General features: G+C 71.5%; 22 protein-coding genes. 17 read left to right on the top strand and 5 right to left on the bottom strand.

Annotated features, from left to right (window positions below; translation table 11 throughout):
- Positions 1–10: 10 nt before the first annotated feature.
- The 10 genes from nifX (at position 11) to rpoN (ending at position 7,562) form a co-directional block, all read left to right on the top strand.
- The gene (nifX, locus tag RSP_RS10970) at positions 11–445 is read left to right on the top strand and encodes a nitrogen fixation protein NifX (protein WP_017139926.1); all 435 of its coding nucleotides are present in this window, start codon (positions 11–13) and stop codon (positions 443–445) included.
- Entirely contained in the window at positions 442–912 is a 471-nt protein-coding gene (locus RSP_RS10965; RefSeq protein WP_009565962.1) for a NifX-associated nitrogen fixation protein, read from the top strand. Before nifX ends, RSP_RS10965 begins: the two co-directional genes overlap by 4 nt.
- A gap of 113 nt (positions 913–1,025) precedes the next feature.
- Positions 1,026–1,328, top strand: a complete 303-nt coding sequence (fdxB, locus tag RSP_RS10960) for a ferredoxin III, nif-specific (RefSeq protein WP_002720698.1) — start codon at positions 1,026–1,028, stop codon at positions 1,326–1,328.
- Positions 1,309–1,848 (top strand): nitrogen fixation protein NifQ, encoded by a 540-nt coding sequence (locus tag RSP_RS10955; protein ID WP_009565963.1) that lies wholly within the window; start codon positions 1,309–1,311, stop codon positions 1,846–1,848. Before fdxB ends, RSP_RS10955 begins: the two co-directional genes overlap by 20 nt.
- 563 nt (positions 1,849–2,411) lie before the next feature.
- Positions 2,412–2,732 carry an iron-sulfur cluster assembly accessory protein gene (locus RSP_RS10950; RefSeq protein ID WP_009565964.1) on the top strand — a complete coding sequence of 107 codons (321 nt, stop codon included), beginning with the start codon at positions 2,412–2,414 and terminating at the stop codon, positions 2,730–2,732.
- A gap of 9 nt (positions 2,733–2,741) precedes the next feature.
- Entirely contained in the window at positions 2,742–3,482 is a 741-nt protein-coding gene (locus RSP_RS10945; RefSeq protein ID WP_011338299.1) for an iron-sulfur cluster assembly scaffold protein, read from the top strand.
- Positions 3,482–4,645, top strand: coding sequence for a cysteine desulfurase NifS (gene nifS / locus RSP_RS10940; RefSeq protein ID WP_011338298.1), 1,164 nt, complete (start codon positions 3,482–3,484; stop codon positions 4,643–4,645). Before RSP_RS10945 ends, nifS begins: the two co-directional genes overlap by 1 nt.
- A complete protein-coding gene (gene nifV, locus RSP_RS10935) occupies positions 4,645–5,820 on the top strand; it encodes a homocitrate synthase (protein ID WP_017139924.1) in 1,176 nt (391 codons plus the stop codon). The genes nifS and nifV overlap by 1 nt, the downstream gene beginning before the upstream one ends.
- 10 nt (positions 5,821–5,830) lie before the next feature.
- Positions 5,831–6,157, top strand: coding sequence for a nitrogenase stabilizing/protective protein NifW (gene nifW / locus RSP_RS10930; RefSeq protein ID WP_011338296.1), 327 nt, complete (start codon positions 5,831–5,833; stop codon positions 6,155–6,157).
- 100 nt (positions 6,158–6,257) lie between these two features.
- Entirely contained in the window at positions 6,258–7,562 is a 1,305-nt protein-coding gene (gene rpoN / locus RSP_RS10925) for an RNA polymerase factor sigma-54 (RefSeq protein WP_011338295.1), read from the top strand.
- Positions 7,563–7,594: 32 nt separating this feature from the next.
- Here rpoN and RSP_RS10920 read toward each other — a convergent pair whose 3' ends face one another.
- Complete coding sequence (locus RSP_RS10920; RefSeq protein WP_011338294.1) at positions 7,595–8,026, bottom strand: DUF1810 domain-containing protein; 432 nt, start codon at positions 8,024–8,026, stop codon at positions 7,595–7,597.
- Between the two features lie 9 nt (positions 8,027–8,035).
- Entirely contained in the window at positions 8,036–8,695 is a 660-nt protein-coding gene (gene trhA / locus RSP_RS10915; protein WP_002720689.1) for a PAQR family membrane homeostasis protein TrhA, read from the bottom strand.
- A gap of 161 nt (positions 8,696–8,856) precedes the next feature.
- Between trhA and ku (RSP_RS10910) the strand changes: the two genes are divergently transcribed.
- Positions 8,857–9,660 (top strand): non-homologous end joining protein Ku, encoded by an 804-nt coding sequence (gene ku, locus RSP_RS10910; RefSeq protein ID WP_011338293.1) that lies wholly within the window; start codon positions 8,857–8,859, stop codon positions 9,658–9,660.
- A gap of 102 nt (positions 9,661–9,762) precedes the next feature.
- On the opposite strand, the gene ku (RSP_RS10905) is transcribed toward ku (RSP_RS10910), so the two are convergent.
- From ku (RSP_RS10905) to RSP_RS10895, 3 genes are read right to left on the bottom strand one after another with little or no spacing between them, the layout of a single operon-like run.
- Positions 9,763–10,551, bottom strand: a complete 789-nt coding sequence (gene ku, locus RSP_RS10905) for a non-homologous end joining protein Ku (RefSeq protein ID WP_011338292.1) — start codon at positions 10,549–10,551, stop codon at positions 9,763–9,765.
- 6 nt (positions 10,552–10,557) lie between these two features.
- The gene (locus tag RSP_RS10900) at positions 10,558–11,583 is read right to left on the bottom strand and encodes a Gfo/Idh/MocA family protein (RefSeq protein WP_011338291.1); all 1,026 of its coding nucleotides are present in this window, start codon (positions 11,581–11,583) and stop codon (positions 10,558–10,560) included.
- A complete protein-coding gene (locus tag RSP_RS10895; protein ID WP_011338290.1) occupies positions 11,574–12,572 on the bottom strand; it encodes an MDR/zinc-dependent alcohol dehydrogenase-like family protein in 999 nt (332 codons plus the stop codon). The genes RSP_RS10900 and RSP_RS10895 overlap by 10 nt, the downstream gene beginning before the upstream one ends.
- A 237-nt stretch (positions 12,573–12,809) precedes the next feature.
- Between RSP_RS10895 and RSP_RS10890 the strand changes: the two genes are divergently transcribed.
- Genes RSP_RS10890 through RSP_RS10865 form a run of 6 tightly spaced genes read left to right on the top strand, consistent with a single transcriptional unit; the run spans position 12,810 to position 20,303 of the window.
- Positions 12,810–13,916: an NAD-dependent epimerase/dehydratase family protein gene (locus tag RSP_RS10890; RefSeq protein ID WP_011338289.1), complete on the top strand. Its 1,107-nt coding sequence runs from the start codon at positions 12,810–12,812 to the stop codon at positions 13,914–13,916.
- The gene (locus RSP_RS10885; protein WP_011338288.1) at positions 13,913–15,931 is read left to right on the top strand and encodes an NAD-dependent epimerase/dehydratase family protein; all 2,019 of its coding nucleotides are present in this window, start codon (positions 13,913–13,915) and stop codon (positions 15,929–15,931) included. The genes RSP_RS10890 and RSP_RS10885 overlap by 4 nt, the downstream gene beginning before the upstream one ends.
- Positions 15,928–17,028 (top strand): glycosyltransferase family 4 protein, encoded by a 1,101-nt coding sequence (locus RSP_RS10880; protein WP_011338287.1) that lies wholly within the window; start codon positions 15,928–15,930, stop codon positions 17,026–17,028. The genes RSP_RS10885 and RSP_RS10880 overlap by 4 nt, the downstream gene beginning before the upstream one ends.
- 1 nt (position 17,029) lies before the next feature.
- Positions 17,030–18,139: a CgeB family protein gene (locus RSP_RS10875; protein ID WP_011338286.1), complete on the top strand. Its 1,110-nt coding sequence runs from the start codon at positions 17,030–17,032 to the stop codon at positions 18,137–18,139.
- On the top strand, positions 18,139–19,230 hold the full coding sequence (locus RSP_RS10870) for a CgeB family protein (protein ID WP_011338285.1): 1,092 nt from the start codon (positions 18,139–18,141) through the stop codon (positions 19,228–19,230). The genes RSP_RS10875 and RSP_RS10870 overlap by 1 nt, the downstream gene beginning before the upstream one ends.
- On the top strand, positions 19,227–20,303 hold the full coding sequence (locus tag RSP_RS10865; protein ID WP_011338284.1) for a CgeB family protein: 1,077 nt from the start codon (positions 19,227–19,229) through the stop codon (positions 20,301–20,303). Before RSP_RS10870 ends, RSP_RS10865 begins: the two co-directional genes overlap by 4 nt.
- Positions 20,304–20,348 lie beyond the last annotated feature (45 nt).

Raw genomic sequence — 20,348 nt, 5'->3', positions numbered from 1 at the left:
GGAGCCCCCCATGACCGACCCGGCCGACGTGCCCCTCAGGATCGCCATCGCGACCAACGACCTCGAAACCCTCAACGCCCATTTCGGCTCCTGCCGGAGTTTCGCGCTCTGGGACGTCTCGGCGAAATCCGCGCGCTTCGTGGAGGCCGTAGGCTTCGACGAGACCACCGATCAGGGCGGCAAGCACGACGACAGCGCCGACCGCATCACCCCCAAGGTCGAGGCGCTGACGGGCTGCGCGCTCCTGTTCGTGCTGGCCATCGGCGGTCCCGCCGCGGCCCGCGTGGTGCGCGCGGGCGTCCATCCGATCAAGCGCAAGGAGCCCGAGCCGATCTCGGCCATCGTCGCTCAGGTGCAGGACATGCTGAACGGCAACGTGCCGCCCTTCCTGCGCAAGGTGCTCGGCCGTCCTGCCCCCAGCTTTCTCGAGGAGGAGACGCGATGAGCGAGACCGAGACCCTGCCGCGCGGCGGCCTCTATCCGGCGAGCGACTATCTCGACCAGCTGGCCGCCATCGTCCGGGCGCAGGACAGCTACGGCCATTGGGACGGCAAGAGCGACGCCGAGCTTCTGGCCGACTATATCCTCACCCCCGAGGAGCGGCGCGAGATGCCGATCATCAGCGATCCCGAGCCCGAGACCATCGCCCGGATCGAGAAGTTCTACGATGCCGTGGGGCTCCTCGTGGAAAAGCGCACGGGCGTCATGGCAGGGCACATGGCGAAGTTCCACCACGAGGGCTTCGGCCGGGTGGTGCTGATCGGGGGCAGCCTCGTGCTGGTCTCCAAGCACATGCGCGACGTCCACCGCTTCGGCTTTGCCAGCTACGAGAAGCTGGCCGAGGCCGGCGAGAAACTCGCCTCGGCCGCGGTGCGCAAGATCGAGGCCCATCCCGAGGCCGCGCGCGACTGACCCCGGCCGCCGCTTGCCGTCCTTCCCCGCCCCGCCGCGGGGGTCCCGCACGGTCCGCCGCCCTCGCTGCGGCACCCCATCCCGGCGCCCGCGCGCCCAGACAGGAGACAGACTTGTTCATCACCGCATTCACCCGGGGCGGCACCGAATACACCCCGAAGTTCCTCATCTCGATCGATATGAAGACCTGCATCGGCTGCGGCCGCTGCTACAAGGTCTGCGGCCAGGACGTGATGACGCTGCGCGGCGTCACCGAAGAGGGCGAGCTTGTCGACTGTTCGGACGATGAGGACGATGACGACGAGATCCTCCGCAAGGTCATGGTCATGGCCCATCCGGAGCTCTGCATCGGCTGCGGCGCCTGCAACCGCGTCTGTCCCAAGGATTGCCAGACCCATGAACCAGTGGAGCGCTGACCTCTTCACCGGTGCGGCGGCCGACCGGGCCGACATGGCGGCGATCCTCGCCCATGCGCTGCGCGAGCAGGCGGCGGGGCGGGGGGAGCTGTGCGACCTTCTGGGGCTCGAGCCCGCGGCGCTCGAGGCGCTGGTCGCGCGCTGGTGCCCGGGCCTCACGCTTCCCGCCTTGGCCCCGCCCGGGCCGCTGCCCATCGAACAGTCCGATCTGGCGACGCTTCTCCTCTGGCGGGGCGGGCGGACCAGCGACGAGGCGCGCTGGCTTGCCGCCATCCTCGCCCGCCGCGCGCTCGAGGCCAGCCATCTGTGGGAGGATCTGGGCCTGCCCTCGCGCGCCCATCTGGGCCGGTTAATCGAGCGCCATTTCCCCCGCCTCCATGCCGCCAATACCCGAAACATGCGCTGGAAGCGCTTCTTCTACCGCCAGATCTGCACCGACCATGGCGGCACGATGTGCCTTGCGCCCAACTGCGAGGCCTGCGCCGAGCAGCCGCTCTGCTTCGGACCCGACGCCGACTGACGGCCCGGCCTGCCGAGACCGATCCGCGCGCAGATGGATCGGTCTGCGGGTCTGCCCCGTGGCACGCTGCCTGCGCAAGCGCGTCCCGACGCGACCGTCCCGCGTGGATGGGGCGCTCCCGTCCGAAGGCCCGCGCTCCCGGCAGGCGTCGTCCGCGGAAGCTTGGCCTGCCGGAGGCATCCGGCAGAGCACGCCAACCGAGACCGCGGCCCGCTTCAAGGGCGCCGCCGGCGATCCGATGACGATCCCCGTCAGGATCGAGCGAGACCAAAGCGCGCAAGGCCGAGGTCCGCGCGCCCGTGGAAAGCTCCGGTGCTTCCGGCCAGTGCCGGTCTGACCGTCTCTGCCGGGTCCGTGCGAGCGCGAGGACGGGCGAGCCATCGATCCTGTCCGTCTGCTGCCTCCCTCCCGCGCCCTCTGTCGCGAACCCGTCATTGTCGGATTCCCTCCGACGGGCCGGCAAGCAGGGTCCTCCGCAACTCCCTGCAGTGCCTTGCTGCCGGAACTTGGCACGCGCCGTGCTTCTCCCTCAGCGGGAGCCCGCGACACGCAGGAGAGTTCGGATGATCCAGATTACCCCCGCCGCTCAAGCCGCCATCAAGGGAGCCATCGAGGGCGCCGGCCAGCCGGTCGCAGGCCTGCGCCTGATGGTTCAGTCGGGCGGATGCGCCGGCCTCAAATACGGCATGTCGCTGGAGCTGACGGAGGCCCCCGACGATCTGGTGGTCGAGGCCGAGGGCCTGCGGGTGCTAATCGATCCGCAGAGCGGCACCTATCTGAACGGCGTGACCATCGACTTCGTGACCTCGCTCGAAGGCACCGGCTTCGTGTTCGACAACCCGAACGCCAAGGGCGGTTGCGGCTGCGGCAAGTCCTTCTGCTGAGGTGGTGCGATGCTCGACGAAACCGGAAAGGCGCTGGATCTCTTCTTCAACCCGCGGAACGCGGGGCCGCTCGAGGCGGCCGATGCGGTGGGCACGGCGGGCAGCCTCGAGGTAGGCGACGCGATCCGGCTGATGCTGCGGATCGAGGCGGGCCGCGTGGCCGAGGCGCGGTTTCTGGCCTTCGGCGGGGCCCATGCCATCGCCTGCGGCTCGGCGCTGACGGTGCTGGTGACGGGCCTCGATCTCGCCGCCGCGCGCGCCGTCACGCCCGAGGAGATCGAGGCTGCCGTGGGCGGGTTGCCCGCACCGCGGCGGCCGGCGGCCGCGCGGGCCTGGTCGGCGCTCCAGATCGCGCTGGCGGCCTACGAGGGCCGGACCTTCGTGGCGCCTGAGCCCGCGCCCGTTCCCGCGCCGGCCGCGGCCCCGGTCAGGCTGCTCGCGCCGAAGCACGACTCGCAGCCCCGGATCGTCCGCGATGTGCCGCTCGCGCCCGCCGAGGAGGCGCGCCTGATCGCCGAGGTGATCGAGAGCGTGCGGCCGCGGCTGCGGGCCGACGGGGGCGACGTGACGCTGGTCGCGGTCGAGGGCTCGAAGGTGCGCGTCCATCTGACCGGGGCCTGCTCCGGCTGCCAGCTCGCCGCCCTGACGCTCGGCGGGCTGCAGAAGCGGCTGGCCGATACGCTGGGCCGGCCGATCCGGGTCATCCCCGAGGAGAAGCGGCCGCTCGTCTCCATCGCGGGGGCGCGATGATGGAGCGGGTCTATCTCGACAACAATGCCACGACCCGCCTCGCGCCCGAGGCGCTTCAGGCCATGCTGCCCTTCCTGACCGAGGAGTTCGGCAATCCCTCGTCGCTGCACGGGCAGGGGCGCGCGCCCGCCCGCGCCCTGATGGCCGCGCGGCGCGCGGTGCTGGAGCTGATCGGCGCCGAGGCCGACAGCGAGATCCTCTTCACCTCCGGCGGCACCGAGGCCGACACGACGGCGATCCGCTCGGCGCTGGCGGCGGATCCGTCGCGGCGCGAGATCGTGACCTCGACGGTCGAACATGCGGCCGTCCTCGCGCTCTGCGACCATCTGGAGCGGCAGGAAGGGGTGACGGTGCACCGCATCCCGGTGGACGGCGACGGCCGGCTCGACATCGAGGCCTATCGCGCGGCCCTCTCGCCCCGGGTGGCGCTGGTCTCGCTCATGTGGGCCAACAACGAGACCGGCACGGTATTTCCCGTCGAGGGGCTGGCCGAGCTTGCGCATCGGGCGGGGGCGCTCTTTCACACCGACGCGGTGCAGGCGGTGGGCAAGGTGCCCATAGTGCTGCGCGGGACCGAGATCGACATGCTGTCGCTCAGCGCGCACAAGTTCCACGGCCCGAAGGGGGTGGGGGCGCTCTGGCTGCGCAAGGGCGTGCCGTTCCAGCCCCTGATCCGCGGCGGCAGGCAGCAGCGCGGGCATCGCGCCGGCACCGAGAACATTCCCGGCATCGTGGGCCTCGGCCGCGCGGCGGAGCTGGCGCTGGGGGGCGATCATGGGGCGGTGCGGCTCCTGCGCGACCGGCTGGAGCAGGGGATCCTCGCCCGTGTGCCCAAGGCGCGCGTTCTGGGCGATCCGCTCGACCGGCTGCCCAACACCTCCTGCGTGGCCTTCGACTTCGCCGAGGGCGAGGCGATCGTGATGCTTCTCGACCGGGCGGGGATCTGCGTCTCGTCGGGTGCGGCCTGCGCTTCGGGCGCGATGGAGCCGAGCCATGTGATCCGCGCCATGAAGGTGCCCTTCACCGCCGCGCATGGCGCGATCCGCTTCTCGCTCTCGCACTGGACGACCGCGGCCGAGATCGACCGCCTGCTCGAGGTGCTGCCGCCCATCGTCGACCAGCTGCGCGCGCTCTCGCCCTTCGGGGCCGAGGAGGTGAAGTGATGTCGCGCCAGCAGCCGCGGGCGAGCTTCCTGCCCGAAAGCCCGCTCGCCCCCGTGGCCCTCTGCGACACGACGCTGCGCGACGGAGAGCAGACGGCGGGCGTGGCCTTCACCCGCGCCGAGAAGCGGGCCATCGCCGAGGCGCTGCAGGCCGCAGGCGTGGCCGAGGTCGAGGTGGGCGTGCCCGCCATGGGCGAGGAAGAGCGGGCCGACATCCGCGCGGTGGCGGCGGTGCTGAAGACGGCGGCGCCCGTCGTCTGGTGCCGCCTGCGCGCCGAGGATCTGGCGGCCGCGCAGCGCACGGGCGTCGTGCGGCTCCATATCGGCGTCCCCGTCTCCGAGCGCCAGATCAGTGCCAAGCTCGGCAAGGACGCGGCCTGGGTGCGCGACAAGGTCGAGAAGCTCGTGCGCGCCGCTTCCTGGGCCGGTCACAAGGTGTCGGTGGGGGCCGAGGATGCCTCGCGCGCCGATCCGTTCTTTCTGGCCGAGATCGCCCATGTCGCGGCCGAGGCGGGCGCGATCCGCTTCCGCATCTCGGACACGCTGGGCGTGCTCGACCCGTTCGCTGCGCACGAACTGGTGGGCCGCGTCGTCACGCGCTGCCCGCTGCCGGTGGAGTTCCACGGCCACAACGATCTGGGCATGGCCACGGCCAACAGCCTCGCCGCCGCGCGCGCCGGGGCCTCGCACCTGTCGGTCACGGTGAACGGGCTGGGCGAGCGGGCGGGCAATGCCGCGCTCGAGGAGGTGGCGGCCGCGCTCGAAGCGGCGGGCCGCGCCACCGGCGTCGCGCTGGGCCAGCTCTGCGCCCTCTCGGAGCTGGTGGCCCGCGCCTCGGGACGGCCGCTCTCGCCGCAGAAGCCCATCGTGGGCGAGGGGGTCTTCACCCATGAATGCGGCATCCATGTCGACGGGCTGATGAAGGACCGCGCCACCTACGAGAGCGCGGACCTGCGCCCCGAGCGGTTCGGCCGCAGCCACCGCATCGCCATCGGCAAGCATTCCTCGGCCGCCGGGCTCGCCCGGGCGCTGGCCGAGGCGGGGCTTCCCGCCGACGCGGCGACGCTCGCGGCCCTGATGCCCGCGCTGCGCGACTGGGCGGCCATCACCAAGCGCGCGGCCGCCCCCGAGGATCTTGCGGCGCTCCTTGCCGCGCAAACCGAAACCGCCCGTTGAGGAGACAGAGATGACCCCGGGAACCGCCGTGCTCGAGGAGCTGAAGCGACTGTCCTCTGCCGAGGAGATCTTCGACGCCCTCGACCATCCCTACCGGCCGGAGGTGGTGCAGGTCGCGCGCCTCCATATCATGAAGCGGCTGGGCCAGTATCTCGCCGCCGTCGATTTCGCGACGCTGGATCCGGCCGACGCCCGCGCCGCCGCGCGCGACGCGCTCTCGCGGGCCTATACCGACTTCGTGGACAGCTCGCCCCTCGAGCAGAAGGTGTTCAAGGTCTTCGCCAAGCCCTCGCGCGCCTTCGTGCCGCTCTCGGGCCTGTCGGTGGTCGAGGACTAGCCCCCGGGCCGGGGCCCCGCGGGGCCCCCGCCGCATGACCCAGGCGAGGCTGCGACCCCGTGCGCAGTCAGGACTCAGGAAGCTGTGCTAGGGTGCGCCCATGGACATGATGCAGTTCCAGCGTCAGACGACCCAGCTGGCCATGACCCAGCGGATGCAGGAGTCGCTGCGGATCCTGCAGATGAGCAACGCCGATCTTGCCGACTATCTGACGGCGCAGGCGCTGGAAAATCCCTGCCTCGAGGTGCGCGTGCCCGAGGGGGCCTCGGTCGCCCCGGCGCTGCCCTCGCGCGGGATTCAGGCGGGGCTCGACCGCGATGCCTTCGCCACCGTCGAGGGCCAGCCGCCGAGCCTTCTGGCCCATGTCGAGGCGCAGATCGATCTGGCCTTCTTCGATCCGGGCGACCGGCGCACGGCCCTGGCCTTCGCCGAGGCGCTGGAGCCCTCGGGCTGGCTCGGCCAGCCCGTCTCCGAGGTCGCCGCCGCGGCCGAGGTGGAGGAGGAGGAGGCGCTGGTCATCCTCGAGCGGTTGCAGGCTTTGGAGCCCGCGGGCCTCTTCGCCCGGTCGCTGGCCGAATGCCTCGCGCTGCAGCTCGAGGATCTGGGGCTGCTGACCTGGGAGCTGCGCACGATGCTCGACCATCTGCCGCTTCTGGCCGAGGGGCGGATCGCCGATCTCGCCCGCCGCTGCGACTGCGAGCCCGAGCATATCCGCGAGAATCTGGCGCTGATCCGCAGCCTGAGCCCCAAGCCGGGCGAGGCCTTCGCGGCCGACCGCACGCCGATCCAGCCGCCCGACGTGCGCGTGCTGCGCGGCCCGGAGGGCTGGGAGGTCGAGCTCACCCGCGCGCAGCTGCCCCGCATCCGGGTCAGCGAGGCAGGGGACACCGGCGACCGGCAGGCCGACGCCTGGCTCGCCCGCGCCCGCTCGCAGGCGCGCTGGCTGGAGCGGGCGGTCGAGCGGCGGCAGGCCACGCTCCTGCGCACCGCCGTCTGCCTCGTGCGCCATCAGGCCGACTTTCTCGATCAGGGGCCGCGCGCGCTCCGGCCGCTGTCGATGGAGGAGGTGGCGCTGGAACTCGATCTCCATCCCTCGACCATCAGCCGCGCCACGGCCACCCGGCTGATCGAGACGCCGCGCGGGCTGATCCCGCTGCGCGCCTTCTTCAGCCGCTCGGTCTCCTCGGACGGGCCCGAGGCGCCGCAGTCGCAGGATGCGCTGATGGCGCTCGTGCGCGAGATCATCGCGCGCGAGGATCGCACGAAACCCTTCTCGGACGATGCGATCGTGAAGCAGGCGAAGCTCGCGGGCGCGGTTCTGGCCCGGCGCACCGTCACCAAATATCGCGAGACGCTGGGGATCCCCTCCTCCTACGACCGCAAGCGCGCCGCCGCCGCGGCCTGACGCAGGGCAGGGGGCCGCGCGGCTTGTCCGGCTCAGAGGCCGAGGAGCCGCGCCGTGCCCTCGTCGGACCGGCCCCCGAACCAGCGGCCGAGGGCCGCGCGGAAGACGGAATGGGCGCTGCCGTCCGCCGCGTCGAAGAGGCTCATCGAGGAGTGGAACTTCAGATCGTCCGGTGAGCCGAAGAGGGTGTGCAGCGAGGGCGGATCGACCGAGAGCACCGTCTCGGTCGCGAACTCCAGCCGCTTGCCCAGCACCGGATGGGCGAGATAGGCGCGCGCTTCCTCCAGCGAGGCGATGCCGTACCGCTCGGCCGTCGCGGACCGGCCGAGGCAGCGCAGCTGGGGGAAGACGAACCACATCCAGTGGCTCTCCTTGCGCCCGGCGCGCAGCTCCTTCACCGCCGTGTCGAAGACAGGCATCTGCGCGGCCAGAAACCGCTTCAGCTCATGGGGGTCGTCCTGCACCTGGCCCTCTCAGTCGGCCGCCGTGCCGGCCACATGGATCATCACCGCGGCGTAGAAGATCACGCTCGCCGTCAGGACGAAGAGATGCCAGATCGTGGTGTGGAAGGGCAAGCGTTCGCACAGGTAGAAGACGACGCCCACCGTGTAGAGCAGCCCGCCCGCCGCGATCAGCGCCAGAACGGGGCCGGTCAGCGAGGCGAAGAGCGGCCAGCCGAGGGCGACCCCCGCCCAGCCCATCCCGAGATAGAGCGCGAGCGCCCCCCAGCGGTATTTCTCGGGCGAGTGGAGCTTCAGCGCCGTGCCGCAGAGGGCCGCGGCCCAGATCCCGGCCAGCAGCGTGAGCCCCTGTCCCGAGATCAGGGTGAAGGCCGAGTAGGTGCCCGCGATCTTGCAGTAGATGGCGGAATGGTCGAGGCGCCGCAGGAGCGCCGTCCAGTCCGGGTGCGGGACCATGTGGTAGACGGCCGAGCAGAGGATCATGAGCAGGAGCGTGGCCCCGTAGATCGAGGCGCCCGCGACGGCCATCCCGTCGCCGCGCCAGAGCACGGTCAGCGCGATGAGGACGGGCACGCCGCAGAGCGCCGCGGCGATGCCCGAGACATGAACCGCCGCGTCCGAGAGGCGCTCGGCGCGGCTGTAGCCGGATCGGGGGGTGCGCTGCGTCAACATGTCTCGAGCCTAGCACGGGGCGGCCTGCGCCGGGGGCTGATTCTTCGCGCGCCGCCGCCTTCCGTCGCGGAACAATCGCCCCCGCTCGGGCTTCCTCCGCTGCGGTCGGAAGACCGGCGCCGCGGCGTCGGCCTGCGGCAGGCGCACGAGGGAGGTCTCTGATGCCGAGAGCGATCTGGAAGGGCTGGCTGGCGGTGGGAGAGGTGAGCTGTGCCGTGGCGCTCCATGCTGCCGCCTCGACCTCGGACCGGGTGAGTTTCCACACGGTCAACCGCAAGACCAGGAACCGCGTGCGGCGCGAATTCGTCGATGCGGTGAGCGGCAAGCCGGTCCCGCGCGAGGATCAGGTGAAGGGCTACGAGGTGGCGCCCGACGAGTTCGTGCAGATCGACCCCGACGAGATCGCGGCCACGATCCCCGACAGCGACAAGTGCCTGCGCATCGATGCTTTCGTGCCCTGCCGCGAGGTGGACGGCGCCTATTTCGACAAGCCCTACTATCTCACCCCCGCGGGGGATGCGGCGCTGGAAGCCTTCGCGCTGATCCGCGAGGGGATGCGGGCGCGCAAGGCCGCGGCGCTGGCGCGGACCGTGCTGTTCCGGCGGCTGCGGACGGTGATGGTGCGCCCGTACGGGGCGGGGCTGATCGCGAACACGCTGAATTTCGACTATGAGGTGCGCTCCTCGGCCGAAGCCTTCTCGGAGATCCCGAAACTGAAGGTGAAGGGCGAGATGCTGGAGCTTGCCAAACACATCATCGGCACGAAGGCCGGAACGTTCGATCCGGCCGCCTTCGACGACCGCTACGATGCGGCGCTGGCCGATCTGGTGAAAGCAAAGCTCGAGGGGCGGAAGCCGAAGCGGAAGGCCGCGCCGAAGAAGGCGCGCGAGCCGTCCGACCTCATGGCCGCGCTGCGCGAGAGCGTGGCGGCGACCGAGCGGCCCCGGCGTCGGAAGGCGGGGTGAGACCGGCGGGGGGGGCCGCCCGCGGGGGCATCGAACCCCCGCAGGCGGCGCTGCCGCGGCCCGGGCCGGCGGACGGGGCGCAAGGCTCCGCCAGAGCCGGGCTCAGCCCTTGCCCTCGATGCTCTTGCGCAGGGCGTCCATGATGCTCACCACATTGTCGCCGCCCTTCGGCGCCTTCGCACCCGCCTTGCGGCTGCGCTTCTTCGGCTTCTTCGACCGGATCAGTTCGAGCAGGTTCTCCTGCACCGGATCCTCGACCATGCCGGGCTCCCACGTCCGCGTCCGCTCCTCGATCAGGCGCTTGACGAGCGTCAGCGCCTTCGGGTCGGGTTTCCCGGCCGCGAGATCGCCGAAATAGGCCTCCTCGGGGCGCACCTCGTCGCCATAGCGCAGCGTCCAGAGGATGATGCCCTCGCCACGCGGCATGAGGAGGACGGCGCGCTCGCGCCCGCCCAGCACCAGCCGGGCGACCCCTGAGCGGTCGGTGGCCCGCATCGCCTCGCGGATCACGGCGAAGGCCTCCTCTCCGATCGGATCGGCGGGCATCAGATAGTGCGGACGGTCGTACCAGATCCAGGCGATCTCGTCGGACGGCACGAAACAGTCGATGTCGATGGTCCGCGCGCTTTCGAGAGCCACCGCGTCGAGTTCCTCCTCCTCGAGGATCACATGCTCGGTCTCGCTGCGGGGATAGCCCTTCACCTGGTCGTCATCATCGACCACATCCCCGGTTTCCGCATCGAGATAGCGGCTGACGACCGGGTGGCCGGTCCTGCCGTTCAGCGTGCGGAAGCGCACCCGCTCGGCCTCCGAGGTGGCCGGCATCAGCGTCACCGGGCAGGTGACGAGCGACAGTTTGAGATAGCCCTTCCAGTAGCTGCGCGGTGCCATGAGGGGTCAACCGCCCGCGGGGGTGCGGGTTCCGGCGGCATGGATACGGTCGAGCACCTCGTGCAGCGTCACCAGATGACGCGCCTCGGGATCGAACCCCTGTCCTGCGGCCAGCCGCTCCGCCCAGTCGAAGAGCGCCCGCCCGCCCCAGTCGTCGGGCGGCGCGGTCAGGGCCTCGCTCGTGGTGCCGCGATGGCGGTGGGCCGCGAAATCGTAGAAGGAGCCGTCGATGTTGGTGAGGGCCGCGCCGCCCTCGGTGCCGTGGAACTGCGCCTCGATCACCGCCTCGCGCCCGGCCTGAAGCTTCCACGAGCAGGCGAGCCGGATCACGCAGCCGGAGGCGGTCTGCAGCGTGGCCACGGCATAATCCTCGACCTCGTGGGCGGCGGCCGGGCGGCCGCCCGCCAGCATCTGCGCCTCGACGCGCGTCACCTCGGGCCAGCCGAGCGACCAGAGGGCGAGGTCGACCAGATGCACGCCCAGATCCATGACGCAGCCCCCGCCCGAGAGGGTGCGGTCGTAGAACCAGGGCTTGTCGGGGCCGTAGGCGTTGTGGAACGTGAGATCGACCGCGAAGACCCGGCCGAGCTCGCCGGAGGCCACGAGCGGCCGGATCGCGGAAGTTGCGGCTGTCAACCGATAGGAGAGATCGACGCCCAGCAGCCGGTCGGCCCGCGCGGCCGCGCCCACCACCGCGCGCACCTCGTCGGCGCTGCGCCCGAGCGGCTTCTGGCAGAAGACCGCGCAGCCGGCCTCGAGCGCGGCCAGCGTCTCGGCGGCGTGGCGGGCGCTCGGCGTGGCGATCACCACCCCGTCGGGCCGATGCGTGAGAGCCTCGGCCAGCGAGGCCGCGGCGACGGCCTCGGGGGCAAGCTCCTGCGCGCGGGCTATGGCTGCGGCGTCGGGGTCGGTCAGCGCCACGATCTCGGCCCGGCCGGTGCGGGCCAGCGCCTCCATCCGGGCGCGGCCGATCCAGCCCAGTCCCACGAAGGCCAGACGCGGACGGGTGCGGACGGGCAGGCTCAGCTGCATGTCACCACCGCCTTCACGAAGCCCTCGGGCTTGTCGCGCGTGGCGTCGAGCGCTGCGGCCAGATCCTCGAGCGGATAGCTGTGGGTGAGGAGGCCCGAAAGGTCGATCCAGCCCTTCTGCACCGCCTCGACTGCCTCGTGCATGCCGCGAAGATAGGTCTCGGGGCGGCGCTCGTGGGCGTTCACCACGTCGATCCCGCGCCAGTTCCACTGCTGCATGTTCACCTGCCGCGGCCCGTCCTGATGATAGCCCGCGATCACGAGCCGCCCGCCCTCGGCCACCAGCTCTCCGGCCAGATCGAGCGGCCATTGCTTGCCCACGGCCTCGATCACCACCTCGCAGAACGAGCCGTTCGTCAGCTCGCGCACCTCGTCGACGATCTCGTGATGGTCGATCATCGGCACCGTGCGGGCAGCCCCCATGCGGCGGGCGAGGGCCAGCGTCTCCTCGCGCCGGGAGATGGCGATCACCTCGGCGCCCGCATCCGCCGCCAGCCGGGTGAGGAGCGCGCCGAGAAAGCCCACGCCGATGATGGCCACCCGGTCGCCGCGCCCGATGCCCGAGCGGCGGAAGATGTTCAGCGCGCAGGCCACGGGTTCGGCCGGGAAGGCGGTGCCCTCGGGCAGGGGCACGAGATGGGTCGCGGGCACGATCTCGTGGCTGGCATAGCTGCGCTGGCCGAGGAAGGCCGCGCGCTCGCCCACCGTGACGCCCGTCACATCCGGCCCCAGCGCCTCGACGATGCCCCAGCCCTCGTGGCCCATGCCGCCCGGCTCGGTGGGATAGGTCATCCAGTCGGGCGCCGACCATGGGCCGAGGTTCGAGGCACAGACCCCGCACGCCTCGACAGCGACGCGCACCTCGCCCGGTCCGGGCTCGGGCAGGGGCAGCGAGACGATCTCGATCCGGCCCGGGCCGATCAGCCGTGCCGCGCGCATGGACTGGGAGCCGGCGGGCCGTTCGCGGGCCGGCGTCAGGGAGACGTTCATGGGTCCTCCGGTCTTCGGGTCAATCCCGGCACGATCTTCTTCGGGATCGGCCCGGAACCCTGCCGACCGCATTCTGTTCCGGAGGCACCCTCCGGAAGGTCGGCGCGCCAACCGCGAAGCGCGAATGGCAGAGGACTGCCGGGATCGTTCCCGATCTTCGGCGGCGTCGGAACATTCCCGCGATCCTCCGGTTCCGCGGTGCATCTACAGCATCATTGACAGCTTCAGGATCTTCTCATGGCGAGGATACTCATCACTGGCGGCTGCGGGTTCATCGGCCGGCATGTGGCCGAGGAACTGCTGGCGCACGGCTATGAGGTGCGTCTCTACGATGCGCTGATCGACCAGGTGCACGGCGGCACGTCGGCCGAGCTGCCCGAGGGCGCCGAGGTCGTGCGTGGCGACATGCGCGACGTCGACCGGCTCCGCCCGGCGCTGAAGGACTGCGATGCGGTGCTGCATCTGGCGGCCGAGGTGGGCGTCGGACAGTCCATGTACGAGATCGCGCGCTATGTCGGCGCGAACGACCTCGGCACGGCGGTGCTGCTCGAGGCGCTGATCGACCGGCCGGTGTCGCGGATCGTCGTGGCCTCGTCGATGAGCGTCTATGGCGAGGGGCACTATGCCCGCGAGGACGGGTCGCGGCTGGAGAAGGTGCGGCGCAGGGCGGCGGACATCCGCGCCGCCCGCTGGAACCCGGTGGATGCGGACGGCCGGTCGCTGATGGCCGTGCCCACGGACGAGGAGAAGCGGGTGGATCTGGCCTCGATCTACGCGCTCACCAAATATGTGCAGGAGCAGGCGGTGCTGATCCATGGCGAGGCCTATGGGGTCGATGCCGTGGCGCTGCGGCTCTTCAATGTGTTCGGCGCGGGGCAGGCGCTGTCGAACCCCTATACCGGGGTGCTCGCGAACTTCGCCGCGCGACTGGCCAACGGCGAGCGGCCTACGATCTTCGAGGATGGCGAGCAGAAGCGCGATTTCGTCCATGTGCGCGACGTGGCCCGCGCCTTCCGGCTCGCGCTCGAGACGCCGGACGCGGCGGGCGAGGTCATCAATGTGGGGTCGGGCGCGGCCTACACGATCGCCGGCGTGGCGCGCCTTCTGGCCGAAGCGATGGGGCGGCCCGAGCTCACGCCCGAGATCCTCGACCGCGCCAGGTCGGGCGATATCCGCAACTGTTTCGCCGATATCTCGAAGGCGCGGTCGATCCTCAACTTCGAGCCGCGCCACCGGCTCGAGGATTCGCTCGGCGATTTCGTGGCCTGGGTGGCGGGCAGCGCTGCCGAGGATCGCGGCGCCGACATGCGACGCCAGCTCGAGGAGCGGGGGCTCGTGACATGAGCCGCGACTTCGGCTTCGTCGAATGGTTCCGCCCGGGCGATCAAGAGCGGGTCGAGGAGGCGCTGGAGGGTCTGGCCACCAGCGGCGCGCGTTATCTGCGCACGCACCTGAGCTGGGCCGACTTCGTGACGCCCGGCGGCTCGGATTGGTTCGACTGGCTGATCCCGCGGCTCGGCCGCGAGATCGACCTCTTGCCCTGCATCCATTACACGCCGCCGTCGCTGTCGCGCACGGGCCGCAGTTCGGGCCCGCCACGCGAGCTGAAATCCTACGCCGATTTCGTCGACCATGCGCTGACCCGCTACGGGCGGCATTTCTCGCATGTCGAGCTCTGGAACGAGCCCAACAATCTGCTCGACTGGGACTGGCGGCTGGACAGCGACTTCCTGCTCTTCTGCGAGATGGTGGGGGGCGCCGCCTGGTGGGTGCGCGAACGCGGCTGGAAGCCCGTTCTGGGCGGGCCCTGTCCGTTCGATCCGCTCTGGCTCGACCTGATGGGCGAGCGCGGCGTGCTGGCGCACTGTGCGGCCGCGGGCTTCCACGGCTTCCCCGGCACCTGGGACAGCGAGGAGAGCACATGGGGCGGGTGGGATCTGCATCTGGGCGAGATGCGGGCCATCCTCGACCGGCACAATCCCGCGTGCGAGATCTGGATCACCGAGACCGGCTATTCCACCTGGCGCAACGACGAGCTGGAACAGACGCGGCGCTTTGCGGGGGCGCTGAAGGCGCCTGCCGACCGGATGTACTGGTATGGCTGGCGCGACCTGCCGCGCGACGTGCCGGTGCAGGAGGGGCTCTGGTTCGATCCGCGCCACTACCACATGGGCGCTGTGGTCGAAGCGGGCAAGCCCAAGCTCCTCGCGCGGCTCCTGAGCGCCGAGGGGGTGGAGGGCGTGCGGTCGATGGCCGGGCTCTGCGCGCCCTCGCTCTCGCGGGCGGTGCGGCCTGCGGTCATCACCGGGGGGGCGGGCTTCATCGGCTCGAATCTCGCCGATGCGCTCCTGTCGGACGGCGAGGAGGTGATCCTGCTCGACAATCTCGGGCGGGCGGGGGTGGAGGACAATCTCCGCTGGCTCAAGGCGCGGCATGGCGAGCGGCTGCATCCGGTGATCGCGGATCTGCGCGACGAGCGCGCCATGGCCGATGCCGCCCGCGATGCGGCGGCGGTCTATCACCTTGCAGGGCAGACGGCGGTGACGACGAGCCTCGAAAGCCCGGTCGCCGATTTCGAGATCAATGCCCGCGGCACGCTGAACCTGCTCGAGGCGATCCGCGCGACGGGGCGTCCGGTGCCGCTCCTGTTCGCCAGCACGAACAAGGTCTATGGCGCACTCGAGGATCTCGAGATGCAGCCGGGCGAGCGCCATGTGCCGGCCGACCCGGAGATCCTCGCCCACGGGATCGGAGAGGGGCGGCCGCTCGATTTCTGCACGCCCTACGGCTGTTCGAAGGGCGTGGCCGACCAGTATGTGATCGACTATGCCAAGAGCTTCGGGCTGCCCACGGCGGTCCTGCGCATGTCCTGCATCTATGGGCCGCGCCAGTTCGGCACCGAGGATCAGGGCTGGGTCGCCCATTTCCTGATCCGGGCGCTGAAGGGCGAGGGGATCTCGGTCTTCGGCGACGGGCGGCAGGTGCGCGACGTGCTGCATGTGAGCGACGCGGTCGCCGCCTACCGGCGGCTGATGGCGGAGGTGAGCGCCGGGCGTGTCCGCTCGCAGGCCTTCAATCTGGGCGGCGGGCCCGGGAATGCGGTGAGCCTGCGGCAGGTGCTGGAGGAGATCGGGCGCCTGACGGGCGGGCCGGTCGCGGTGACCGAAGAGGACTGGCGGCAGGGCGACCAGCTCTGGTTCGTGGCCGACACCCGGGCGCTGGGGGCGGCGATCGGCTGGTCGCCGACCGTCGGCTGGCGCGAGGGCCTGGCCGGGCTCGCCGCGTGGCTGGCCGAGCACCGCGTCGGCCGGGTGCCGGCGGCAGAGGCCGAGCCGCCGCGCGCGCGGAGATCCGCATGAGCGGGGCGCGGCTGACCATCCTCATGACGGTCGATGCCGTGGGCGGTGTCTGGCGCTACGCGATGGACCTCGCGGCGGGGCTGCGGGGGCAGGTGGACGTGGTCTTCGCGGGCTTCGGCCCCGAACCGTCCGAGGCGCAGCGGCGCGAGGCCGAGGGGCTGGGTCCGCTCGACTGGTGCGATGCGCCGCTCGACTGGCTGGTGGGCGGCGAATCCGAGCTCGCCGTGGTGCCGAAGATGATCGCGGGCGTCGCCCGGCGCCATCGGGTGGATCTGATCCACCTGAACCTGCCGTCGCAGGCGGCGGGTCTGTCGGTGCCGGTGCCGGTGCTGGCGGTCTCGCATTCCTGCGTCGTGACCTGGTTCGCGGCGGTGCGCGACGGCGTGCTACCCGCGGGGTGGCTCTGGCAGCGGCGGCTGAACCGGCAGGGCCTTGCCGCGGCCGATGTGGTGGTCACGCCCACGCGCGTGCAGGCCGACCTGATGGCGCGGTCCTACGGGCCGATGCCCGAGGTGCGGGTGGTGGCCAATGCCAGTCGCGTCGCGGCCCCCGCGCGGCGGATGGCGCGGCCGATGGTGCTGTCCGCGGGGCGCTGGTGGGACGAGGGCAAGAATGCCGCCGTGCTCGACGCGGCGGCCCCGCTCATCGACTGGCCGGTGGTGATGGCCGGCGCTGCCGCCTCGCCGAAGGGACAGGCCGTGGCGATCCGCGCGGCCGAGGCCCGGGGCGAGATCAGCCATGCCGAGATGCTCGAACTGATGTGCGAGGCCTCGATCTTTGTCTCGCCCTCGCGCTACGAGCCCTTCGGTCTGGCCGTTCTGGAGGCCGCGCGGGGCGGGCTGCCGCTCGTCCTCTCGGACATCCCCACCTTCCGCGAACTCTGGGACGGGGCGGCCGTCTTCTTCCCGCCCGAGGATCCGATGGCGCTGGCCGAGGCGGTCAACCGGCTCATCCGCGACCCGGCCCGTCGCCGCAGGCTGGGGCAGGCCGCGCAGGCCCGCGCCGCCCTCTACACGCCCGAGCGGCAGGCGCGCGCCATGGCCGCCATCTATGCCGAGCTCTGCCCCATTCCCGAAACTCTCCGCGCCGCGAGGTGACATGAAGGTCCTGTTCTACACCCATTCGCTCGTCTCCGACTGGAACCACGGCAACGCGCATTTCCTGCGCGGGGTCATGCGCGACCTGATCCACCGCGGCCACGCGGCGCGGGCGGTCGAACCGCAGGGGGGCTGGAGCCGCCAGAACCTGCTGGCCGATCAGGGTGCGGGAGCCGAGGCAGCCTTCGCCCGCACCTTCCCCGATCTTCCGGTCGAGACCTACGGGGCGGGCTTCGATCACGAGGCCGCGCTTGCGGAGGCCGATGTGGTGGTGGTGCACGAATGGACGGAGCCGGCCCTGGTCTCGCGCCTCGGCCGCGCGCGGGCTGCGGGCGGGCGGTTCCTGCTTCTCTTCCACGACACGCATCATCGCGCCGTCAGCGCCGGCGGCGAGATCGGCAGGCTCGACCTGTCGGGCTATGACGGCGTGCTGGCCTTCGGCGAGACCCTGCGCCAGACCTACCTTGCTGCAGGCTGGGGGCGGCAGGTCTTCACCTGGCACGAGGCGGCCGACGATACGCTCTTCCGCCCGATGCCTTCGGAGATCGAGGGCGACCTGATCTGGATCGGCAACTGGGGCGACGGCGAACGCAGCGCGGAACTGTCGGAGTTCCTGATCGAGCCTGCCGGGCGGCTGGGCCTGCGCACGACGGTGCGCGGCGTGCGCTATCCGGCCGAGGCGCTGGTGCGGCTGGCGGGCGCGGGCATCTCCTACCGGGGATGGATCCCCAATGCCGAGGTGCCCGCCGCCTTCGGTCGCCACAGGGTGACGGTTCATGTTCCGCGCAGGCCTTACGTCGAAGCGCTGCCGGGCATTCCCACGATCCGGGTCTTCGAGTCGCTGGCCTGCGGCATCCCTCTGATCTCCGCGCCGTGGTCGGACAGCGAGGGTCTTTTCCGCACCGGAACGGATTTTCTCGTCGCCCGCGACGGCGCCGAGATGGAGCGCCACCTGCGCGCGGTCCTGCACGACCGCGACCTCGCGGAGGCGCTGGCGGAACATGGGCTGGCCACCATCCGGGCGCGCCACACCTGCCGGCACCGCGTGGATGAGCTCTTGTCGATCGTTTCTGAGCTGGGCCTGCCGGCCGACCGGGCGGAGGTGGCCTGATGCGCAGCATTGCCTTCTACGGATCGAGCCTCGTCTCGGCCTACTGGAACGGGGCCGCCACCTACTATCGCGGCATGATCCGCGCGCTGGCCGGGCTGGGCTACCGCGTGACCTTCTACGAGCCCGACGTCTACGACCGGCAGAAGAACCGCGACATCGATCCGCCCGACTGGTGCCGGGTGGTGGTCTATGACGGCACGTCCGAGGCGCTGAAGCGGGCTGCGGCCGAGGCGGGTCAGGCGGACATCGTGGTGAAATGCTCGGGCGTGGGCTACGAGGACGACCTCCTGCTGGCCGAGGTGCTGCGCGCCGCACGGCCCGATGCGCTGCGCGTCTTCTGGGATGTGGACGCGCCCGCGACGCTGGCCGAGATGCAGGCCGCACCGGACCATCCGCTGCGGCGGGCTCTGGGATCGCTCGGTCTGGTGCTGACCTACGGCGGTGGCGATCCGGTCGTGGCGGCCTACCGCGCGCTCGGGGCGCGCGAGTGCGTGCCGATCTACAATGCGCTCGATCCCGAGACGCATCATCCGGTGGCGCCGCAGGACCGGTTCGTGGGCGATCTGGCCTTCCTCGGCAACCGGCTGCCGGATCGCGACGCGCGCGTGGAGGAATTCTTCACGCGTCCGGCCCACGCGGTGCCGGGTGCGCGCTTCCTTCTCGGGGGCTCGGGCTGGCACGACCGCCCCTTCCCGCCGAACGTCCATCGGCTGGGCCATGTCGGCACGGCGGACCACAATGCGCTGAACGGCTCGCCGCGGATGGTGCTCAACATCGCGCGGGACAGCATGGCGGCCAACGGCTTCTCGCCCGCCACGCGCGTCTTCGAGGCGGCGGGCGCGGGCGCCTGCCTCGTCACCGACGCCTGGGAGGGGATCGAGCTGTTCCTCATGCCCGACCGGGAGGTGCTGGTGGCGCGCGACGGGCAGGATGTGGCCGACCTGCTGCGCAGCGTGGGCCACGAGCGCGCGCGGCTGATGGGGGAGGCGGCCCTCCGCCGGGTGCTGTCGGAACATACCTACGCGCACCGGGCGGCACAGGCCCATGCCTTGTTCGAGCGGCATCCGGGCCGGATGGAGGCGGCGGAATGAGCCTCGACATCGTCATCATCGGCCTGTCGCTCTCCTCGTCCTGGGGCAATGGCCATGCCACCACCTACCGGGCCCTCCTGCGCGGACTGGCCGAGGAGGGGCACCGCACGCTCTTTCTCGAGCGCGACGTGCCCTGGTATGCCGACAACCGCGACCTGCCCGAGCCCGACTTCTGCCGGCTGGCCCTCTATCACGCGGTGGCGGACCTGACCGGACCCTGGGCCGAGCGGATCCGGGCGGCGGATGCGGTCATCATCGGCTCCTACGTTCCCGAGGGGCGTGAAGTGATCGATGCGGTGGCGGCGCTGCGCCCGAGGCATCTCGCCTTCTACGACATCGACACGCCGGTCACGATGAGCCTCCTCGACGAGGGTCAGGAGGAGTTTCTCGCCGCGCGGCAGGTGCCGCTCTTCGATCTCTACTTCTCCTTCTCCGGGGGCGAGGTGCTCGACCATCTCGAACGGGTGCGCGGGGCGCGCGCCGCCCGTGCGCTCTACTGCTCGGTCGATCCCGAGCGCTATCTCCCCGTCCCGGGGGCGCCGGAGTGGGATCTGGGCTACCTCGGCACCTTCAGCCCGGATCGGCAGCCCACGCTCGAGGCCTTACTGATCGAGCCCGCCCGGCGGATGCCCGACCGGCGCTTCGTGGTGGCGGGCCCCTCCTATCCGGCCGAGATCGACTGGCCCGCCAATGTCGCGCGGATCGAGCATCTGCCCCCGTCCGATCACGCGGCCTTCTACAGCCGCCAGCGGTTCACGCTGAACGTGACCCGCGCGGCCATGCGCCGGATGGGTTGGTCCCCCTCGGTGCGGCTCTTCGAGGCCGCGGCCTGCGCCACGCCCGTCATCTCGGATGACTGGCGCGGTCTGGGTGAGCTTCTGCCGGACGGAGAGGCGATCTGCATCGCACACGGCACGGAGGAGGTGGTCGAGATCCTCGGCACGATGGGCGAGAAGGCGCGGCGCGCCATAGGGCTTGCGGCCCGGCGGCGGGTGCTCGCGCAGCACACGGGCCGGGCCCGGGCCCGCGAGCTGGCGGCGGCGCTGCGGGATCTGCGGGCGGCGGCGGCCTGAGGCGCCCTGGGACGGTAGGCGGTGACGGGGCGCAGGTGGCGCCGG

The sequence above is a fragment of the Cereibacter sphaeroides 2.4.1 genome (genome assembly GCF_000012905.2).
GTDB lineage: Bacteria > Pseudomonadota > Alphaproteobacteria > Rhodobacterales > Rhodobacteraceae > Cereibacter_A > Cereibacter_A sphaeroides.
Note: the sequence above shows the minus strand (reverse complement) of the source record. Positions and strands in the feature narration are given on the sequence as shown.